We start from the raw sequence: 19,123 nt of genomic DNA on the forward strand, positions 1-19,123 counted from the left end.
CCCCGAGGCCTCAGAACTCCACGAGCACCACCGTCGCGTCGTCGTGTGTCTTGCCCCGCCGCAGGAACCGCCGCTCGGTGTCCGCGAGTTCCAGCGTCCGCACCCGGTCGACCAGCGCCCGCGCCCCCTCCTTGCGCACGACGCCGAGGAGGTCGCCCCAGTCCCCGGCGCCGAACTTCTCCACCCAGCGCGTCGCACCGTCCGTGAGCACGGCGAGGGCGCGGACGGCGGAGCGGGGCAGGGTCCCGGTCACCGCCCGCGCCGCCACCGAGGGATCGGCGGCGGCCGTGAAGAAGCCGCCCTCCTTGTTGCGCAGATCCGCGTCGACCATCGCGTCCGTGGCCAGGGCGGACCGGGGCAGCCGGGCGAGCCGGTCGTCGAGATACGCCGTGACCGTGCCGTCGGGCGCCTCCACCACAAGGGCCGAGTCCGACAGGATCAGGTACTCGACGGACCCGGGCGACCAGCGGACGACGACGACCGTTGCCTGCGGTGTGCGCGGGTGAGAAAGGTCACAGGTTTCCCGGTGGGCATCGGCGGTACGCGCGAGGGCGACTGACAGGGCGTCGGCGAGCGGAACATCCGGGAGTGAAACGGTCAGTTCGGTCAGCGCCCCGCCGAGCCGCGCGGTGAACCAGGGAACGGAATGCAGACACCCCGTCCCGCCCCGGGGCGGGGTCACCCCGTCCAGGACGACCACCGTGCCGCCCTGTCCGGAAGCGGGGAGTCCGACGCTCGCGAAGTCCTCGTTGGGGCGGGCGGGATCGCCCGGTTCCGAAACAAGTTCAGTGCGCATCCGGTCAGTCTGCACGAGCCCTTCACAAGGTTCGCCAAAGAGTGGCAACGGTTGCGCAATTGGCGAACTCGCGCAGGTCAGGCGTCGGGTTTGGGGTGGAATGACGCATGCCGCGCAGACGTGGTGGCGAATCCTGCCACCGCCCGCCGCGGACGTCCAACCGGCCCGCCGGGAACGGCGGCTGTATGCGCCAGAGGAACTTGCCCGCCAACTCTCCTCCGGGGTTCACTCCTTCGGGTGGCGGGTCAGGTGATGCGAGACCACCACCCACCGGCACTGGGAGGGTCGGGAAGCGTACCGGGCGTATGCGCCAGTTGACGGAGCGTCACCCGGGCCCATGGGTATCACGAGTTCAGGAATGCGAGCACCGGTGCAGAAGACGCGGCCTCGTCGCTCAGGCAAGCAGACGGCCTCCGCAGGGACCCCGGAGCAACCGTCCGGCACCACGGCGGGGACCGGCGCCACCTCGGCCGGCAAGGGCCGGCCCACCCATGTGCGCAACCGGCTCATCATCGCCGTGGCCGTGGTCGCCGCCGCCATAGCGGCCGCCGGTGCCCCCTCGATCGTCACCGCTTCCGCGCAGGTGCACGACAGCCAGGAGCTGGTGACCCTCTCCGAGCAGACCGAGGACGCCCTCGCGCTCGCCCACTCGCTCGCCGACGAACGCGACGAGGTCACCTCCTACGTCGCCGCCGGACGCCCCAAGTCCAAGGCGCCCTCGGAGCAGCGCGGCGCCCGCGTCGACCGGCTGGTAGACGAACTGCGCGCGAACCCCGACATCCCCGAGTCCCTGCGCACGGACCTGGACGACATCGCGGGCCTGCGCAGAGCGGCGCTCACCGGGAAGAGCACCGCTCTCGAAACGCACAAGGCGTACACCGACGCGCTCACCGAGCTCCACCGCCTCGCCGAGAAACTGGCCGAGGACATGCCGCCCCGCGCGGGCTCCGGTGCCTACGCCCTCGCCGAGCTCGACACCGCCGTACAGCAGGCCGCCTCCACTCGGGGCCTGCTGCTCGCCGCGCTCAGCGTGCCCCGCTCCACCCAGACGGTGATCGACCCGATCACCGGACTGCCGAGCGAGGTCACCACCTCCTCCGACGCCGACACCAAGCAGCGTGCCGCGCTCACCGCGGCCGCCCAGGAGGCGCGGCTGCGCTCCGACGCGGCGCTCGCCGACTTCCGCTCGACCGCGCCCCAGCAGTCGGTGACCTCCTACGACTCCACGGTCACCGGACCGGAGGCGGAGGCCGCCGAGAAGTACCTCGCCTCCCTCACCGACCAGCCGACCCTCTCCGACGGCGAACTCGGCACCAGCCTGAAGAAGCTGGACGCGGCGCTCTCCGCGCGCGTGGAGATGATGCGGGGCGCCGAGTCGGCCCTGCACGACCGCCGCACCAAGGACCTCGCCCTGCTCCGTGACGACGACGTCACCGAGCTGGAGATCCGCATCGCGATCCTGGGCGTGCTGGTGCTGCTCGCGATCGGTGTGGCCACCGGCATGGCACGCAGCCTGACCCGGCCCCTCGCCGTCCTGCGCCTGGGTTCGGCCCGCCTCGCGGGCGCGGGGGACCCGACGACGGAGGAACCGGTCCGGTTCACCGGCCGCAAGGACGAGTTCGCGAAGGTCGTCGACTCCGTCAACACCCTGCACGCGCAGGCGGCCGCCCTCCACGAGCGCATCGCGACGCTGGAGTCCGACCGCAAGCATCTCGTGGGCCAGCGCCAGAAGATGGCCGACGCCCGTGAGGAGCTGCGCGCCGAACTGGCCGACTCCGCCGCCCAGCTGGAGAGCCTGCGCACCAGCATCGGCTCCACCTTCGTCAGCCTCGCCCTGCGCACGCTGGGCCTGGTGGAACGCCAACTGGCGGTGATCGAGGGCCTGGAGGAGCGCGAACAGGACCCCGACCGCCTCGCCACCCTCTTCAAGCTGGACCACTTCGCGACCGTGATGCGCCGCCACAGCGAGAACCTGCTGGTGCTGGCGGGCACGGAGCATGTGCAGCACAGCGCGGGTCCGGTGCCGCTGGTGGACGTGGTCCGGGCGGCGGTGAGCGAGATCGAGCGGTACGAGCGGGTCCGGATCGCCTCGCTCCCTCCCCACGCGCACATCGCGGGCTTCGCGGCGGACGACCTCTCGCATCTGCTGGCCGAACTGATGGAGAACGCCACCTCGTTCTCCCCGCCGGACCTGCCCGTCGAGATCTCCGGCTGGCTCCTGGAGAACGGCGAGGTCATGCTCTCCGTCCAGGACGAGGGCATCGGGATGACGGACGACCGCCTGACCCGCCTGAACGCCCGCCTGTCCGGCTTCGACCCCGAGGCGACCTACGACCAGGAGGGCGAGGAGGGCCTCGGTCTCGGCCTCTACGTCGTCGCCCGCCTGGCCCACCGCCACGGCGTCCGAGTCCAGCTCCGCGACCAGAAGCAGGGCGGAGTGACGGCGGTGGCGGTCCTCCCGGAGCACCTCCTGGCCCCGGCCCAGCCCTCCGCGGTACCGGCCACGGGCCCCATGTCCGCCTCCCCGCACACCGTCTCCCTCCCCGGCGCGAACGCGGAGGCCAACTCCAACGTCCTGCACGGCACCCGGGGCGACCGCCTGGTGGCGCTGGCCGAAAAGGTCCTCGAGAACGCGGGCCGGCCGGCGGAGTCCCGCCCGAGGCCCGAGGAACCGGCCCCCGAGACTCCGGCGGAAACCACGATGGAGCTCCTCCTGCCGGAGGCAACAGAACCCGAGCCCGCGACGCCGGGCACGGACCAGGCACCGGAGTCGGCGAAGCCCGCAGCCGCCGACGGCGAGTCCGCCCCGCAGGGGTCACCCGCACCCGACGACGAAAGTGGTACGGGTGGTGCGGGTGAGAACCCGGAGGCCGATGGCGAAGCCGAGACGGAACACGAGCGCGCCACCGAGGACGAGCTCACCGCCAAGGGCCTCCCCAAGCGCACCCCGAAGATCACCACACCCACCCACACACCGCGTCAGCGAACGACAAGCGTCGACGCCGACGCCCTGCGCCGCAGACTGGGCGGCTTCCGCCGGGGGGCAGAGGCCGGCTACCGCGACGTAGAAGCAGAGATCGCCGAACAGACGGGCCGGACAACGGCACCGCAATCGGAAGAAGCCACGGGGGGCACAGTCGAGGAGGCAAGCAGTTGACCGCGCCCAGTACCTTCGGACTGAGCAGTGAAGCCCGCAACCTGCACTGGCTGCTGACCAACCTGGTAGAGGAAGTCCCCGGCATCGAATCGGTCGCCGTGGTCTCCTCCGACGGCCTGCTCCTGCTCTCCTCGGACCCGGACAGAAACGAGGCGGCCAAGGCACAGCGCACGCGCAAGGGCCCTCGCGGCTCCTCCGCCGACCTCGCCACCGTCGTTTCCGGCATTGGCAGCCTCACCATCGGCGCCGCCCGGCTCATGGAGTACGGCGGCGTGAAGCACACGATGGTCGCGATGGACGAGGGCAGCCTGTTCGTGATGTCCATCAGCGACGGCTCCCTGCTCGGCGTCCACGGCTCCGCCGACTGCGACATGAGCGTGGTCGCCTACCACATGGCCCTGTTCGTCGGCCGCGCCGGCCACGTCCTGACCCCCGAACTCCGCAGCGAGCTACGAAAATCCCTGGAAGCCGAGTCGACCGGGAGCACCCGATGAGCAGCGGCACACCGAACAAGCTCCCCGTCCGCGGCGGCGACCGCAAGCCCGCCCGCGTACGCCCCTACTCGCTCACCGGCGGCCGTACCCGCTTCGGCCACGTCCTCCTCGTGGAGACGTTCGTGGCCGCGTTGGAGGCCCCGGAGGAGCGCAAGGAGCTGGCGAATGGTTCCCTCAGCACCCGGGTCATGCCGGAGCTGATGGCCATCGTCGAACTGTGCCGCCGGATGCGCACGGTGGCCGAGATCGCCGCGCTGCTGAAGATGCCGCTCGGTGTCGTCCGCGTCCTCCTCAGCGACCTCGCGGACCAGGGAAAGATCCGTGTGTACGGCACCGGCACCGGTCACGGCACCGGCCGCCCGGACCGCGCTCTGCTCGAAAGGGTGCTGAGTGGACTCCGTCGTCTCTGAAGCCAGAGAACTCACCGAAGCCGGCGAACCAGCCGAAGCCACCGACGAGGACCTGAAGTCCTGGCAGACGGACCGTACCCGCGCCCCCATAGCCACGAAGATCGTCGTCGCGGGCGGGTTCGGCGTCGGCAAGACCACCCTGGTCACCGCCGTCTCGGAGATCACGCCCCTGCAGACCGAGGCGCTGATGACCGAGGCGAGCGAGGAGACCGACGATCTCACCGCCACGCCGGAGAAGCTGACCACCACCGTGGCCATGGACTTCGGCCGCATCACGCTCGACGACGACCTGGTGCTCTACCTCTTCGGCACCCCGGGCCAGCAGCGGTTCTGGTTCATGTGGGACGACCTGGTGCGCGGCGCGATCGGCGCGGTCGTGCTGGCCGACACCCGGCGGCTGAAGGACTGTTTCCCGGCGCTGGACTACTTCGAGAGCTGCGGGCTGCCGTACGTCGTCGCGGTCAACCACTTCGACGGCAGTGAGCGGTTCGAGCCGGAGGACGTGCGGGAGGCGCTCACCATCCCGGCACACATACCTGTCATGATCATGGATGCGCGGCGCCGGATCTCGGCGATCGAGACCCTGCTGGCCCTGGTGGGCCACGCGCTGGACGAAACCCCCGAGTAGGAGAACTGCCCCGCATGCGGAAGATACTCGTCGTCGGGGCCGGCCAGTCCGGCCTCCAGCTCGCCCTCGGACTCCAGTCGAACGGGTACGAGGTCACGCTCATGTCCAACCGGACCGCGGACGAGATCCGCACCGGCCGGGTCATGTCGACGCAGTGCATGTTCGACACCGCCCTCCAGCACGAGCGCGATCTCCAGCTGAACTTCTGGGAGTCCCAGGCCCCGAAGATCGAAGGACTCGGCATCTCGGTGGCGGCCCCGGGCTCCTGGGCCGAGGGCCCGGCGGCCCGCGCGATCGACTGGCTGGGCCGGCTCGACGGGTACGCCCAGTCCGTGGACCAGCGGGTGAAGATGGCCGGCTGGATGGAGACCTTCGCCCAGCGCGGCGGCCAGCTGGTCATCCACGGCGCGGCGGTCGGGGACCTCGACTACTTCTCCCGTACGTACGACCTGGTGCTGGTGTCGGCGGGCAAGGGCGAGCTGGTGTCCATGTTCGCCCGGGACCCGGAGCGCTCCCCGTACACCGAGCCGCAGCGCGCCCTCGCGGTGGCCTATGTCCACGGCCTCGGCCCGCGCCCCGAGCACCCGGAGCTGGAGGCGGTCCGCTGCTCCCTGGTGCCCGGTGTCGGTGAGCTGTTCATCATGCCGACGCTCACCACCTCCGGCCGCGCCGACATCCTGTTCTGGGAGGGCATACCCGGCGGCCCGCTGGATGTCTTCAACGGCGTCAAGGACCCGGCGGAGCACCTCTCCCTGACCCTGGAACTCATGGAGAGGTTCACGCCCTGGGAGTACGCGCGGGCGACGAAGGTCGAACTGACCGACGCCGGCGGCACGTTGGCCGGCCGCTACGCACCCACGGTCCGCAACCCGATCGGCCGCCTGCCCGGCGGTGGCCTGGTCCTCGGTGTCGCCGACGTCGTCGTGGCCAACGACCCGATCACCGGTCAGGGCTCCAACTCCGCGTCCAAGTGCGCCGCCGCGTACCTCGCGTCCATCCTCGAACACGGTGACAAGCCGTTCGACGAGGAGTGGATGCAGTCGACGTTCGACCGCTACTGGGAGACGGCCCAGCACGTCACCAAGTGGACCAACGCCATGCTCGCCCCGCCGCCGGAGCACATCCTGAACCTCATCGGCGCGGCCGGCCAGATCCAGCCCGCGGCGGACCGTTTCGCCAATGCCTTCAACAACCCGGCCGACGTGGAGAACTTCTTCTACGACCCGGAGAAGACCGCGGCTTACCTGGCCTCCCTGGCCTGATCCCCGTCCGGGCGTACGGCCCCGAGAATCGGGTGGGTGGCGATCGGGGAGACCTTGACCCGCTCACCCGTCCTCGGGGCCTCGACCACCTCGCCCGCGCCCAGATACATCGCCACATGCGTGGCGTCGCGGTGATAGACGACCAGGTCACCCGGCCGCAGTTCGTCCAGCGGCACCCTCGGGAGCCGCTCCCACTGCTCCTGGCTGGTGCGCGGGATCGAGGTCCCCGCGTGGTCCCACGCCTGCGAGGTGAGCCCCGAGCAGTCGTACGTCCGCGGCCCCTCGGCGCCCCATTCGTACGGCTTCCCGAGCTGCCGCACGGCGTACCCCACCGCCTTCTCGCCCGCGCTCGACGGCTCGGCGGGCCCGGCGCCCAGCGCCCCGGAGGTGACGAGGTCCCGCTGCGCCTCCTCGACGCCCTTCTCCTCCAACTCGCCGATGTCCACGAGCTGTTCGGCGGTGAGCGAGGCGAGCATCTCCTCGACGTCGGTCAGCCGCCCGCGCACCTCGTCCCGGTCCTTCTTCTGCCGCTCGGCGAGTGCGAGCTGCTTGTCGAGGGCGGTACGCGCCTTGCGCGCCAGCTCGTCGGCCTTCTTCTCGCTGCCGGTCAGCCGCCCCACCGTCTCGGCCCGCTCCCGCGCCAACTGCCCGATCACATGCCCCTGTTCGAGCGCGTGCTGCGGCGAACGGGCCAGCAGCAGCCGTACGTACGAGGAGATCTCGGTGCTGCCCTGGTACTGCTGCCGGGCCAGCCGCCCCGCCGCGCCCCGGCTGTCGTGCAGCGAGAGCCGCACCCGGGAGAGTTCCCCGTCCAGCCGCCTGACCTCGGCGCGCTGTGCCTTGAGCTTCTCCTCGGTGGCGTTGTACGTCTCGGTGGCGCGTTCCGCCTCCCGGTACAGACGCTGAAGGTCCGTCAGAAGCCGGGCCACCGACGGCTCGCCGGGTTCCGGGACGGCCACCGCGGGCAGCGGCACGAGGACGGTGCCGGCCGCCAGCGCCGCCGTGCACACCAGACGCGTAAGCCTTCCTGACACGTCATCACCTCCGGTGCGGGCAGCCTCTCTGCTCCGCACCGTGAGCATCGAACGGGGGCGCCGGGTCCGCGCGCCGGGTGTGCGCGGTTCGGCGCAACGAGGTCACCCGTCCGCGTCGTCCGGCTTGCCGCCCGGCGTGGCGTCTGGCTTCGCCCACGGCCACTTCAGCTTGTGCGTGTGCCGCCCCTCGGGGTCGTAGAGGTACTTCCAGCGCCGGCTGAGCCCGACCTGGCGGCCCTCGACGCGCGGGACACGGCTGTAGACCAGCACGGCGGGCGGCCCGCCGTCGGGGTCCGGGACGGGGATGCGGTACGTCTTGGGCGGGTGCCCGGTGATCCCGAGCAGTACGGGCAGCACGCGCCCGTCCATGGGCCCGCCCTCGAAGGGGGTGTCTTCGCTCTTCACGGGACCAGTGTCAGCCATCCCCGCCCAGGGCCTTGACCAGGGCCGCGGTCTGCGGGTCACGGGCGCCGGTGACCGAGAGCACGGCGATGAACTGGTCGACGAGCCAGTCGCGCAGCTCGGTCACGGGCGGCTGCTTGCCCTCGTCGAGCCAGAGCAGGGAGGCCGCCTCGCACGAGGTGATCCACAGCTTGACGGTCATCCGCAGCAGCAGGCCCGGATCGCTGACGGCCAGATGACTGAGGATGTGTTCGGCGGCGGCCCGGCGCACCCCGTCGACGATCGACGTGGTCCGGGAGGTCTCCACGACGCTGCCGCCCTGCAGCAGGGCGCTGAACCCGGCGTCGTGCTGGTCGACGAAGGCGAGGTACCGGTCGAGGGCCCGCCCGAGCCGCTCGAGCAGCGGGCCCTCCCGCGGCTCGTCGAAGCACTGCTCGAGCTCCTCGGCGGCGGACCGCAGGGCGGCCTCGTAGAGCTGCTGCTTCCCGCCGGGGAAGTACCGGTACACCAGGGGCCGCGACACTCCGGCCGCCTCCGCCACGTCGTCGAGCGACACCTCTTCCGGCGCCCGGTGGGCGAACAGGGACAACGCGGCCGCGAGCAGCTGACTGCGCCGCTCCTCGACACTGAGACGTCGATAGGCGGGACTGGGTGCCGAGGGGCTCATGACGTGCAGACTAACCGCTGCACCGGCACCCGGGCCGTCCTGTACCGGCCTGTTCGAGCCGCTTCCTAGGCCAGCAGCCCCGACGACTTCCACAGCCGCCGCCCGACCCCCCGCAGCACCCCGATGTCGTCCAGGAAGTCGGTCAGCCGCTTCGCCCCCGTCTGCATGACCTCCCGCCGATGCCCACTCGCCCTGACCTGCGCCACGGCCTCCCGCTGGTCGAGCCCCAGATTCGTGTAGACCTCGGGGTTCACGAAGGCCACCGAGAACACCCGGGCGAACTCCCCGGAGGTGACCCGGGTGAACTCCTGGGACCACTTCGGCGCCGTCACCATCTGCCGGCGCAGCTCCTCACGGGCGTAGCGGACATGGCGCGCCTCCTCCACCACATGGATCCGCGTCACGCCCCGCACCAGCGGCTGCACCCGCTCGTCCGGGAACGTCAGCCGCTGCATCCAGTCCAGGACCTCCTCGCCGAGCAGCGTCGCCGTGAAGGAGCCCGGCGTCGTGGAGATCGTCTTGAACAGCCGCCCCAGGTTGTGGTGCGCTCGGCTCACCGGGTACCACGGCGTATCCCCGCGGGAGATCAGCCGCGCGAACATCTTCGAGTGCCGGCACTCGTCCTCGATCTCGGTCAGCGCGTACCGCACATGGGCGCTCGTCGCCGCCTTGTCGTAGATGTGCCGCACCAGCAGCTGCATCAGGATCAGCTCGAACCAGATCCCCAGGGAGGCCAGCGCCGCCGCCTCGTGCTGCGAGAGCAGGATCCGCTGCTCCTCGCTCATCCGCTTCCAGATCGGGGTGTCGTACAGCGACACCAGCTCCGGCGGCCAGAACCACTTGCCCTCCTCGAAGGGCGCGTCCCAGTCCAGCTCCTTGTCGGGGTCGAAGGAGTGCTTCGCGGAGGAGTCGAGCAGCCGCTCGGCCACCTGCTCCCGGTCCTTGAGCAGGCCCAGCGCGTCGCGCAGCCCCTCCAGTGCGTCGGCGTCCGTGAGCGTCGTCATGGTTCTCCCAACTCGTCACCCGGGGTCACATCCTCCGTCCCCTTATGAGACTGCCTGTCAGCAAGCTCGTCAATCCCTCGCGCGGCACTTGTTGACCCCGCGTCTACCGCGCGGGAGCCTGCGAGACATGGCGACCTACGACCTGTACGCCACCGACCCGGGAGACCCCCACTGGCAGGTGCCGGCGACCGGCGCGGCCCGCTTCGCCTGGGAGTACGACGACGGCCGTGACCGTCTGCTCGCCCTCTACCAGAAGGGCAAGGACAAGCAGTGGGACGGACAGAAGCGCATCGACTGGACCCTTGAGGTGGACCCCTACGACCCGCTCGGCACCCCCGACGAGGCGATGTCCCTCTACGGCACCCGGCACTGGGCGAAACTGACCGACGCCGACAAGGGCGAGTTACGGCGCCACTACGCCTCCTGGCAGTTCAGCCAGTTCCTCCACGGCGAACAGGGCGCGATGGTCTGCGCCGCGCGCATCGTGGAGTCGGTCCCGGACCTGGACGCCAAGTTCTACTCGGCGACCCAGACGATGGACGAGGCCCGGCACGCCGAGATCTACGGCCGCTTCCTGCACGAGAAGATCGGGATGCTCTACCCGGTCAACGACAACCTCCGGTCCCTGCTCGGCGACACCCTCCGCGACAGCCGCTGGGATATGCCCTACCTCGGCATGCAGGTCCTCATCGAGGGCCTCGCCCTCGCCGCGTTCGGCATGATCCGCGACACCACGGACAAGCCCCTGCCCCAGCAGATCCTCGCCTACGTCATGCAGGACGAGGCCCGCCACGTGGCCTTCGGCCGCATGGCACTGCGCGACTACTACAAGCAGCTCACCGACGCCGAACTCCGCGAACGCGAGGAGTTCGTCATCGAGGGCTGCTACCTGATGCGCGACCGCCTGCGCGGCGTCGAGGTCCTGGAGAACTTCGGCATCCCCACCGCCGAGGCCGAGGAGTACAGCGAACGGTCCGAATTCCTGGCCCTGTTCCGCCAGTTGCTGTTCTCCCGCATCGTCCCCTGCGTCAAGGACATCGGCCTGTGGGGCAAGCGCCTCCAGCAGGCCTACGTCGACATGGGCGTCTTCGAGATGGGCAACTCCAACCTCGATCTCCTGATGACCGAGGACGAGGAGATCGCCGAGAAACTGGACACGGAGCGGTTCGCTGCGGAGGAGCGGAAGCGGGTCGCGGAGGTGGTGGAGATGGTCGAGGCGGGTCAATGCGGCGCTGGGTGATCACTCGTTCGACGGGCGCTTGGGCATATCCAACTGGGTAGGCTGGATGTGCCAGGCAGACTCCGTCACGTGGGAGTACCTATGAGCGCCGCACGCGAGTACGGGTTGGACGAGGACTACGAGTGGCCCCGTCCGCCGGTCGGCGGCTGGACGGCGGACGACCTGGACGAACTCCCGAATCTGCCTCCGCACACGGAGCTGATCGACGGGAGTCTCGTTTTCGTGAGTCCGCAGACTCGTTTTCACATGCGCACGATCCGGCTTCTGGAATACGCCTTGCTCAGTCAGGTCCCAGATGCGTACGACGTCGACCGGGAGTTCAGCGTCAGGCTCGACCGACGCAACCGGCCAGAGCCTGACGTCCTGGTGTTCCGGAAAGACGCGGATACCGGCCCTCGGCAGACCTGGCATCACGCCGAGTCCGTCATCCTCGCCATCGAGGTCGTCTCCGAGGACTCCCTGGAGCGCGATCGGGAGGTCAAGCCTCGCAAGTACGCGGCAGCGGGTATTCCCCATTTCTGGCGCGTGGAGGAGAGTCAGGGGTTGCCGGTCGTCTACACCTACGAACTCGATCGGTCCACGGACACATACAGCCCGATCGGCATCCATCACGACCGGCTGAAGGTGACCGTTCCGTTCCCGCTCGCCATCGACCTCACCGCGATCAACCGCCGACCGCCGGTTGCCCCTCCGAAGCCTCCGCAGGGAACGACGTCCGCAGAGTGAAGGCGTACGGCGTGGGCCCGTTCGCCCGCAGGTGCAGCAGACGCTCCTCCGCCTCGGCGACCGTCGGCCGGTGTCCTGCCGGGACCCACCACATGGCCATCATCGCCTCCTCGACCTTCTCGAACCATTCGCGGCGGCGGGCCAGCATCTCGCGGTGACGGCCCTGGTACATGTACGCCGTCAGGGAGTCGGTGTCCCGCCACACCGACATGTTGATGATCAGCCACTCGTCCCCCAGGACAGGGATGTCGGTCGCGTCGCCGCCCTCGCTCTGGAGGCGCCAGACGAATCCGTCGGCGGAGTCGGCGTCGGCGTTCACCGGATCGAGCGCGTCGACGAAATCCTTCAACTGCGGTGAGTCCAGCGGGAACTTGAGGCGGGCTATGTTGACTTCGGCAAGCTCGAATGCGGCAGTCATAGACCGAACGGTAGGTCGGGCGCACCGGGTGCGGGAACCCCCGTCTCACCCACCGAGCACCGCCTTCATCACCTCCCGCGCGATCGGCGCCGCGTCCCCGCCCCCGCTGATCTCCCCACGGTCCGCCTCCGCGTCCTCCACCACCACCGCGACCGCCACCTTCGGCGTCACGTCCCGCTCACCCTCCGCCCATGACACGAACCAGGCATACGGCGTACCGGAGTTGTCGATCCCGTGCTGCGCGGTACCGGTCTTCCCGCCGACGGTCACCCCGTCGATCGCCGCGTTCGCCCCGGTGCCCTCCCGCACCACGTCCGTCATCAACTCCCGCAGCCGCAGCGCGGTCGCCGGATGCATCGCCTGCCGCACCGGACGGGATCCGGCCGTGGCCAGCGTCGCGCCCCCCGAACGCACGGTCCGCTCCACCAGATACGGCTCGCGCACCTGCCCCCCGCTCGCCACCGCCGCCGCCACCATCGCCATCTGCAGGGGCGTGGCCCGCGTGTTGTACTGCCCGATCGCCGACAGCGCGAGCTGCGCCCGGTCGACCGTCGTGTCGAAGGTGCTCGGCGCCACCGAGTACGGGATCCGCACCCCCGCGTCATTGAATCCGAACGCCTGCGCCGTAGCCGCCAGATCGGCCACCCCCACCCGCACCCCCAGCTTCGCGAACACCGTGTTGCACGACCACATGAACGCGGCCCGCAGGGACGCGTCCGCGCACCCCCTCGCCTCGTTCGTCAGGCTCGTCGAACTACCCGGCAGCGTGTACGGGTCGGGGGAGTCGGTCGGCTCGTCGACATCCCCGACCACCCCCGCGTCCAGCGCCGCCGCCGCGGTCACCACCTTGAAGGTCGACCCCGGCGGATACGTCTGCCGCACCGCCCGGTTGAGCATCGGCTTGTCCGGGTCCTCGTTCAGCCCGATCCAGGACCGCGCCACCGTCGGCCCGTTCCCCGACAGCGCCTCCGGGTTGTACGAGGGGGTCGACACCAGCGCCAGGATCCGCCCCGTCGACGGCTCCACCGCTGCCACCGCGCCCTTGCGCCCGCCGAGCCCGTCGTAGGCCGCCCCCTGCGCGCCCGCGTGCAGCGTCGTCACCACGTCGCCGCCCGGATTGCGCGCCCGGGTCAAGTCGCCCAGCAGCGGGAACGGCGACAGCATCGGATCGTCGCCCGACAGCACCCCGTCCTCGGCGTGCTCCAGCAGGCTCGTCCCGTACACCTGAGAGGCGAATCCGGTCACCGGCGCGTACAACGGGCCGTCCAGATAGGTGCGTTCGTAGCGGAGCTGCTCGCCGGTGTCCTTGGACCCGGTGACCGGCCGGCCGCCGACCAGGATGTCGCCGCGCGGCTGCCCGTACCGGGCAATGGTCTGCCGCCGGTTGGCCGGGTTCTCGTCGTACTCGCCCGACTCGAAGACCTGGATGCGGGTGGCGTTCACCAGCAGCGCCCCCAGCAGCAGGGCGCAGAAGACGGCCGCGAGCCGGATGTGCCGGGTCACGCGGCCGCCGTCCCGTCCGTCTCGTATTGCCCGCGCGCCGAGTCGCTCAGCCTGACCAGCAGTGCCACGATCGCCCAGTTGGTGACCACCGAGGAACCGCCCTGCGCCAGGAACGGCATCGCCATGCCGGTCAGCGGGATCAGCCCGGTCACCCCGCCCGCGATCACGAACACCTGGAGCGCGACGATCGAGGCGAGCCCCACCGCGAGCAGTTGCCCGAAGGGGTCGCGCAGCGCGAGGCCCGCCCGGTAACCCCGCTCCACCAGCAGTCCGTAGAGCAGGAAGATCGCGGACAGTCCGGCCAGGCCCAGTTCCTCGCCCGCGGTGGCCAGGATGAAGTCCGACTTCACGGCGAACCCGATCAGTACGGAGTGGCCGAGTCCGAGGCCGGTGCCGAGCATGCCGCCGGACGCGAAGGCGAACAGCGACTGGGAGAGCTGGTTGGGGCCCTGTCCCGCCTCGATCGAGGCGAGCGGATGCAGCCAGTCCTCGACCCTGCTGTGCACGTGCGGTTCCAGCCAGCCAACGGCGACCGCGCCGAGGGCCGCCAGCAGCAGGCCCACGGCGATCCATCCGGTGCGCCCGGTGGCGACGTACAGCAGGACCACGAACAGGCCGAAGAACAGCAGCGAGGTGCCGAGGTCCCGTTCCAGGATCAGTACGCCGACGCTCAGCAGCCAGATCGCGACGATCGGCCCGAGCACCCGCCCGGTCGGCAGTTGCAGCCGCCAGACCCGGCGGCCCGCATAGGCCAGCGCTCCTCGGTTGGCGGCCAGATAGGCGGCGAAGAACACCGCGAGCAGCACCTTCGCGAACTCGCCCGGCTGGATGGAGAATCCGGCGATCCGGATCCAGATCCGGGCCCCGTTCACCGCGGGGAAAAGGATCGGCAGGATCAGCAGGCCGAGGGCGCCGACCACGCTGACGTACGCATAGCGCTGAAGGACCCGATGGTCGCGCAACAGCAGCACGGTCACGATGAAGAAGGCCACCCCCAGTGTGGACCACACGAGTTGGGCGGGCGCCGCCCGGTCGCCCGGGGTCTCCAGGTCGAGCCGGTAGATCAGGACCAGGCCGAGGCCGTTGAGCAGCACGCCGATCGGCAGCAGCAGCGGGTCCGCGCACGGCGCCCGGAACCGCACCGCCAGATGGGCGACGAGCGCCAGCACACCGAGCCCGGCGCCGTAACCGGCGGCGCCGGGCGGGACGGTGCCGGCACGGGCGAGGCCGACAGCGCAGTAGCCGTACACGGAGAGCAGGACGGCCACGACGATGAGGGCGAGTTCGATGCCACGGCGCCGGGGGAGGCGTACGGCGGGAGCGGGTGTGTCCGCTCGTGCCACGGTGGTTCCGGCCTTGCTCATGTCCGGAACTTACCCAAATAGGGCGTCTTGTGTGCCTTGCGGCTCAGCACCAGCGTGGCGCGGGCCCGATGTTGTTGATGTAGCGGGCGGCGCCCCAGGCCCAGGTGCCGTCGGGCAGGAGGTACCAGAGCGGGTTGCCCTGGATGTTCTGGCCGACCGTCTTGCAGAAGATCTTCACGATCTGCCCGCGGTGCGCGGTCCGGATGACCTGGCTCCCCCGGTTGGGCGCGCTGCGCAGCAGCAGGGTGTCAGCGGTCACGACGCCCTTGTAGAGCCGGGGGTGCTTCTGGTGATGCCCGCCCCAGTCCTCACCGGCGACAGCGGGAGCGGCGGCAGCGGCGGCGACGAGCGCGCCGGCGACGATGGATATGGAGAGACGGGAGCGGAGCGACATGGGGTGTACCTCCATGAAGGGGGCGAAACCTGACTATCCGCCACGCTATGAGCGCAACACCCGGGCCGCCTCTCAACATGGGCCATCCGGATCCCACCCAGGGGCGCGGGGAACTGCGCGATCAGCCCCAACCGGCCGGCAGATCCAATGTCGCCAAAGCCCCACCCTCCTCTGCATTCGCAAAGGACAACCGAGCCCCCAAGACTTCTGCCTGCCCCAACGCGATGGTCAACCCCAGCCCATGTCCCCTCGCGCCCCCCTCGGTCCGAAACCGCTGCGGCCCGTGCTCAAGCAAATACGCCGGATACCCGCCCCCGTGATCCCGCACCACGACCCGCGCCCCGTCCACCGTCAGAGACACCGGCCCCCGCCCATGCCGATGCGCATTGGCCACCAAATTCCCCAGCACCCGCTCCAGCCGCCGCCGATCCGTCTCCACGGCGACATCCCGCAGCACGACGACCTCCGTGGGTTCCCCCGCGCCCCGCACCACCCGCTCGGCCAGCGCCCCCAGTTGCTCGGTGTCCACATCGAGCCGTTCCCGCCCGGTGTCCAGCCGCGAGATCTCCAGCAGATCCTCGGTCAGCGTCCGCAACGCGGCGACCCGGTCCCGCACCAGCTCCGTCGGCCGCCCCGGGGGCAACAGCTCCGCCGCCGCGTGCAGCCCCGTGAGCGGCGTCCGCAGTTCATGGGCCACATCCGCCGTGAACCGCTGCTCGGCCTGGAGCTTGCCCTGGAGGGACGCCGCCATGGAGTCCAGCGCGGCGGCCACCGCGGCGACCTCGTCCTGAGGGCGTGTCGGATCCTTCGTACGGGGATCGTCGACACGGGCGTCCAGGTCGCCGCCGCTGATCCGGCGGGCCACCTGGGCCGTGGTGTGCAGCCGCCGGGTCACCCGGGTCACCGCCAGCGCGCCCACCAGCAGCGTGATCCCGATGGCCAGCGCCGAGGACCACAGGATCGCCCGGTCGAGGCCGTCGATCGTACGGGCCTGCTGCGAGTAGTCGACCCGCACCGCCAGCGCCCGTGAACCATCGGCCGGGCCCGCGGCCCACATCGTCGGCCGTCCCTGGTGGTCGGCGACCATCGTGCCCCGGTCCCCGGCCAGCGCCAGCTCCCGCAGCGCCCCGGGCAGCCCCGGCGGATCGACGCCCGCGCCCGGAGTGAGCCGGTCCCCGGCCTCGAACGCGGCCGTCGCGTCGGTCAGCCGGGACAGCGCCTCGCCGCGGGCCCGCCCGACGGTCTGGTTGGTCACCGAGACATGCACGAGCACCCCGAGCAGCGCCGTGAGCGCACAGCACATGACGGTGATGAACACGGCGGCCTTGGTGGCGAGCGTCCCGGCCCAGCGGGGCAGCGCGAGCCTCATCGGCCGCTCGCGGAGGAAGCGCTCGCGGAGGAGGTCGCCGACGGCTTGGGGGAGTGCTTGTGCGGGCCGGTGCGCAGCATCTCGTCGTGCGTCAGCAGCATCGCGTTGGCCTGCGCGTCCCAGGTCCACTGGAGCCGGTACTCGTACCCCGCGACCTCCGAGGGCGCGCGGACGATCACCGACCGCCCGGCCAGCTCGACCCCGCTGACGGCGTCGTCGTAGGACATGACGCGGACCAGGCGGTGCTTCTGGACGGTGTAGACGCGGATGGCGGTCAGCTTGTCGGGCAGCAGCTGGAAGCCGAGGGTGAGGTCCTCCTGGCCGTCGCCGCTCAGGTCCCGGTAGTACGGGGTGAGGACCGGGCAGCGGGACGCGTCGCCGCCGCTCGGCCCGCAGTCCGCCATCCGGCGGGCCGTCTCGCGGTACGGCGCCTTCGCGCTCTCGTAGTCATCGGGGTTCGCCTCGATCTCCGCGCGCACCACGGCGACCGGGTCCACCCTGCGGATGTCGTCGCCGGGCACCTCGACGCCCTTGACGACCTCGGTGGTCACCTCGCCGATCTCGTAGGCGGGGCTGGAGGCGGGCGTCAGCTCCGGCCAGAGCCGGGCCGGGCTCACCGCGGTGGGTGTGGCGCCCGCGCCCTTGAGCCCCCCGGCGTCACCGCAGCCCGCCGCGGCCGCCAGCACCAGGGCGGCTGCTGCGGTCGTACGGACACGGCTGAGGGGCACGGTGCTCCTGTGGTTCTGAGGTGAGCGGTGGCCCCGACACCTTGTTCATGGTGGCCCGGACACCTTATTCATAGGGAAGTCCCTTTTGCCCGCCCTGGGCGGGCCGGAGCGATCACTCCGTGAGCTCCTCCAGCAGCCGGGCGGTGGACAGGCCCGCACGCAGGTACTCGACGAAGAGGTCGTTGTGCAGGGCCCAGGGGGAGCGCCGGGACCGTATCAGCCGGATCGCCTCCTCCGTCGAGTGGCCCCGCCGGACCAGGGTCTGCGCGATCACCAGCCCCGAGCGGTTGTAGCCGTGATAGCAGCGGACCAGGATCGAGCGGCCCGCGTCCAGCGCCTCGGCGGCGGCCTGCGCCAGCCGGATCACGCCCGCGAGCTGCGTCCCGTCCAGCGGTCCGTCCGGGATGGGCCACACCTGGTGCTCCACCCCGCGGTCGGGCCCGTGCCCGGGCAACCGCAGCAGCGTCTGCACCAGATCGAACTCGTTCCTGACGACGACCGACTCCAGCTGCCCCGACCTCGCCCGGAACTCATGACCGCCCATCCACAGGCCGGGCACGATCTCGTCCCACGGAGTGTCCGGGGCCGGAACGTCGGGTTGATTCCCGCGGGTACGCAATTGGCGCCTCCCCCAACTTCCCCACCCAACTCCTCTCAAAGGTAACCAGGTTCTTGCCCCTGGAGCACCCCGCCTGTTCCCATGGTCAATGGGGTGATGGTGCATGAGCGGACTGCGTGTCGTGCCGACCTGGCGCCACGGACAGGAGCGGCTGTACGTCTGCCTCACGGACGGCCGGAACATCGCCTGGTACGACCGTGAGGCAGCCAGGGTCAACCTGCTCAGCGACGAGCGCAGAGAGGACGTCCTGGAAGCCCTGGGCCCCTTCCTGACCGGCCCGGTGACCGTGGGCCCGCCGCCGGTCCCGACCCCGGCGGAACTGGCCCGGCTGACCCTGCACCCGGACGACGATCTGGCGCCCAACCGCCCGGGTGAGGCGCTGCTGATCGCCCTGGACCGGGATCCGGGGCCGGCCCGTCGGCTCCGCACGGACCCCAGGCAGCACGCGCTCACCGCGGAACGGACGGTGGGGGAGGCGCTGGACCGGCTGGACGGCGCGGGCTGGCACACCCTGCACTCGATCCCGCTGCCCGGCGGCTCCCGGATCCACCATCTGGCCATCGGCCCGGCGGGCCTGTTCTCGGTCCACACCCTGTACGCCCGCAAGCAGCGGATCAGGGTCGCGGATCCCATGGTCACGGTGGCCCGCCGCGAACCGCGGCCGCTGCTGCGCCGCGTCCGCGCCGACGCCGACCGCGCCTCGTACGCCCTGACCGCCGAGGTCCACCCCGTGCTGGCGCTGGCCGGCGCGGCGGACGTCTCGGTCACCGCCCACCTCCGCGAGGTCCGCGTCCTGCAGGACACCGACCTCGGGCAGCTGGCCCGGCAGGGCGGGGTCCTCAAACCGGCGGACGTGGAGGCCCTGCACGCGATGGCGCGGGACCGGAACACCTGGACGCGGGTATGAG

At 70.9% G+C, this 19,123-nt stretch carries 20 protein-coding genes; 8 read left to right on the forward strand and 12 right to left on the reverse strand.

Translation table 11 applies throughout. The features are described 5' to 3' along the window. Positions 1-10: 10 nt before the first annotated feature. Positions 11-796 (reverse strand): protein phosphatase 2C domain-containing protein, encoded by a 786-nt coding sequence (locus STRCI_RS27395; RefSeq protein WP_269661627.1) that lies wholly within the window; start codon positions 794-796, stop codon positions 11-13. Positions 797-1,166: 370 nt separating this feature from the next. Between STRCI_RS27395 and STRCI_RS27400 the strand changes: the two genes are divergently transcribed. The 5 genes from STRCI_RS27400 to STRCI_RS27420 are packed head-to-tail and all read left to right on the forward strand — an operon-like array spanning position 1,167 to position 6,747. Further along, complete coding sequence (locus STRCI_RS27400) at positions 1,167-3,953, forward strand: sensor histidine kinase (protein WP_269661628.1); 2,787 nt, start codon at positions 1,167-1,169, stop codon at positions 3,951-3,953. Continuing rightward, complete coding sequence (locus tag STRCI_RS27405; RefSeq protein ID WP_269661629.1) at positions 3,950-4,447, forward strand: roadblock/LC7 domain-containing protein; 498 nt, start codon at positions 3,950-3,952, stop codon at positions 4,445-4,447. The genes STRCI_RS27400 and STRCI_RS27405 overlap by 4 nt, the downstream gene beginning before the upstream one ends. Next, on the forward strand, positions 4,444-4,857 hold the full coding sequence (locus STRCI_RS27410) for a DUF742 domain-containing protein (RefSeq protein ID WP_269661630.1): 414 nt from the start codon (positions 4,444-4,446) through the stop codon (positions 4,855-4,857). Before STRCI_RS27405 ends, STRCI_RS27410 begins: the two co-directional genes overlap by 4 nt. Further along, positions 4,838-5,485: a GTP-binding protein gene (locus STRCI_RS27415; protein WP_418953380.1), complete on the forward strand. Its 648-nt coding sequence runs from the start codon at positions 4,838-4,840 to the stop codon at positions 5,483-5,485. The genes STRCI_RS27410 and STRCI_RS27415 overlap by 20 nt, the downstream gene beginning before the upstream one ends. 14 nt (positions 5,486-5,499) lie before the next feature. After that, positions 5,500-6,747 (forward strand): styrene monooxygenase/indole monooxygenase family protein, encoded by a 1,248-nt coding sequence (locus STRCI_RS27420; RefSeq protein ID WP_269661631.1) that lies wholly within the window; start codon positions 5,500-5,502, stop codon positions 6,745-6,747. Here the strand turns inward: STRCI_RS27420 and STRCI_RS27425 are convergent. The 4 genes from STRCI_RS27425 to STRCI_RS27440 form a co-directional block, all read right to left on the reverse strand. Beyond that, the gene (locus STRCI_RS27425) at positions 6,726-7,781 is read right to left on the reverse strand and encodes a C40 family peptidase (protein WP_269661632.1); all 1,056 of its coding nucleotides are present in this window, start codon (positions 7,779-7,781) and stop codon (positions 6,726-6,728) included. The two genes, STRCI_RS27420 and STRCI_RS27425, sit on opposite strands and share 22 nt — an antisense overlap. Before the next feature lie 102 nt (positions 7,782-7,883). Continuing rightward, the gene (locus tag STRCI_RS27430; protein ID WP_269661633.1) at positions 7,884-8,186 is read right to left on the reverse strand and encodes a hypothetical protein; all 303 of its coding nucleotides are present in this window, start codon (positions 8,184-8,186) and stop codon (positions 7,884-7,886) included. A gap of 10 nt (positions 8,187-8,196) precedes the next feature. After that, positions 8,197-8,850, reverse strand: a complete 654-nt coding sequence (locus STRCI_RS27435; RefSeq protein ID WP_269661634.1) for a TetR/AcrR family transcriptional regulator — start codon at positions 8,848-8,850, stop codon at positions 8,197-8,199. Between the two features lie 65 nt (positions 8,851-8,915). Beyond that, positions 8,916-9,854: an AurF N-oxygenase family protein gene (locus tag STRCI_RS27440; RefSeq protein WP_269661635.1), complete on the reverse strand. Its 939-nt coding sequence runs from the start codon at positions 9,852-9,854 to the stop codon at positions 8,916-8,918. Between the two features lie 127 nt (positions 9,855-9,981). Here STRCI_RS27440 and STRCI_RS27445 point away from each other — a divergent pair, with 127 nt between their 5' ends. Continuing rightward, on the forward strand, positions 9,982-11,094 hold the full coding sequence (locus tag STRCI_RS27445; protein ID WP_269661636.1) for a ferritin-like domain-containing protein: 1,113 nt from the start codon (positions 9,982-9,984) through the stop codon (positions 11,092-11,094). An 81-nt stretch (positions 11,095-11,175) separates the two neighbouring features. Continuing rightward, on the forward strand, positions 11,176-11,820 hold the full coding sequence (locus STRCI_RS27450; protein ID WP_269661637.1) for a Uma2 family endonuclease: 645 nt from the start codon (positions 11,176-11,178) through the stop codon (positions 11,818-11,820). Here STRCI_RS27450 and STRCI_RS27455 read toward each other — a convergent pair. The 7 genes from STRCI_RS27455 to STRCI_RS27485 form a co-directional block, all read right to left on the reverse strand. After that, positions 11,759-12,238: a DUF3291 domain-containing protein gene (locus STRCI_RS27455; protein WP_269661638.1), complete on the reverse strand. Its 480-nt coding sequence runs from the start codon at positions 12,236-12,238 to the stop codon at positions 11,759-11,761. The two genes, STRCI_RS27450 and STRCI_RS27455, sit on opposite strands and share 62 nt — an antisense overlap. Before the next feature lie 45 nt (positions 12,239-12,283). Continuing rightward, positions 12,284-13,741, reverse strand: a complete 1,458-nt coding sequence (locus tag STRCI_RS27460) for a penicillin-binding transpeptidase domain-containing protein (RefSeq protein ID WP_269661639.1) — start codon at positions 13,739-13,741, stop codon at positions 12,284-12,286. Continuing rightward, positions 13,738-15,105, reverse strand: coding sequence for an FtsW/RodA/SpoVE family cell cycle protein (locus STRCI_RS27465; protein WP_269661640.1), 1,368 nt, complete (start codon positions 15,103-15,105; stop codon positions 13,738-13,740). Before STRCI_RS27465 ends, STRCI_RS27460 begins: the two co-directional genes overlap by 4 nt. A gap of 43 nt (positions 15,106-15,148) precedes the next feature. Next, positions 15,149-15,499 (reverse strand): SH3 domain-containing protein, encoded by a 351-nt coding sequence (locus STRCI_RS27470; protein ID WP_269661641.1) that lies wholly within the window; start codon positions 15,497-15,499, stop codon positions 15,149-15,151. A 121-nt stretch (positions 15,500-15,620) separates the two neighbouring features. Further along, positions 15,621-16,868, reverse strand: a complete 1,248-nt coding sequence (locus tag STRCI_RS27475) for an ATP-binding protein (RefSeq protein WP_269661642.1) — start codon at positions 16,866-16,868, stop codon at positions 15,621-15,623. Further along, positions 16,865-17,596 (reverse strand): hypothetical protein, encoded by a 732-nt coding sequence (locus tag STRCI_RS27480; protein ID WP_269661643.1) that lies wholly within the window; start codon positions 17,594-17,596, stop codon positions 16,865-16,867. The genes STRCI_RS27475 and STRCI_RS27480 overlap by 4 nt, the downstream gene beginning before the upstream one ends. Before the next feature lie 112 nt (positions 17,597-17,708). After that, entirely contained in the window at positions 17,709-18,215 is a 507-nt protein-coding gene (locus tag STRCI_RS27485; protein ID WP_269661644.1) for a protein-tyrosine phosphatase family protein, read from the reverse strand. Between the two features lie 103 nt (positions 18,216-18,318). Here STRCI_RS27485 and STRCI_RS27490 point away from each other — a divergent pair, with 103 nt between their 5' ends. Beyond that, entirely contained in the window at positions 18,319-19,122 is an 804-nt protein-coding gene (locus STRCI_RS27490) for a nuclease-related domain-containing protein (RefSeq protein WP_269661645.1), read from the forward strand. Position 19,123 lies beyond the last annotated feature (1 nt).

Origin of the sequence: Streptomyces cinnabarinus, from assembly GCF_027270315.1 — a bacterium.
Lineage (GTDB): Bacteria > Actinomycetota > Actinomycetes > Streptomycetales > Streptomycetaceae > Streptomyces > Streptomyces cinnabarinus.

Coding starts and splice junctions, on each gene's coding strand:
- STRCI_RS27395 (WP_269661627.1), bottom strand. CDS start 796: ATGCGCACTGAACTTGTTTCGGAACCGGGCGATCCCGCCCGCCCCAAC.
- STRCI_RS27490 (WP_269661645.1), top strand. CDS start 18,319: ATGAGCGGACTGCGTGTCGTGCCGACCTGGCGCCACGGACAGGAGCGG.
- STRCI_RS27450 (WP_269661637.1), top strand. CDS start 11,176: ATGAGCGCCGCACGCGAGTACGGGTTGGACGAGGACTACGAGTGGCCC.
- STRCI_RS27420 (WP_269661631.1), top strand. CDS start 5,500: ATGCGGAAGATACTCGTCGTCGGGGCCGGCCAGTCCGGCCTCCAGCTC.
- STRCI_RS27470 (WP_269661641.1), bottom strand. CDS start 15,499: ATGTCGCTCCGCTCCCGTCTCTCCATATCCATCGTCGCCGGCGCGCTC.
- STRCI_RS27465 (WP_269661640.1), bottom strand. CDS start 15,105: ATGAGCAAGGCCGGAACCACCGTGGCACGAGCGGACACACCCGCTCCC.
- STRCI_RS27445 (WP_269661636.1), top strand. CDS start 9,982: ATGGCGACCTACGACCTGTACGCCACCGACCCGGGAGACCCCCACTGG.
- STRCI_RS27410 (WP_269661630.1), top strand. CDS start 4,444: ATGAGCAGCGGCACACCGAACAAGCTCCCCGTCCGCGGCGGCGACCGC.
- STRCI_RS27435 (WP_269661634.1), bottom strand. CDS start 8,850: ATGAGCCCCTCGGCACCCAGTCCCGCCTATCGACGTCTCAGTGTCGAG.
- STRCI_RS27455 (WP_269661638.1), bottom strand. CDS start 12,238: ATGACTGCCGCATTCGAGCTTGCCGAAGTCAACATAGCCCGCCTCAAG.
- STRCI_RS27440 (WP_269661635.1), bottom strand. CDS start 9,854: ATGACGACGCTCACGGACGCCGACGCACTGGAGGGGCTGCGCGACGCG.
- STRCI_RS27475 (WP_269661642.1), bottom strand. CDS start 16,868: ATGAGGCTCGCGCTGCCCCGCTGGGCCGGGACGCTCGCCACCAAGGCC.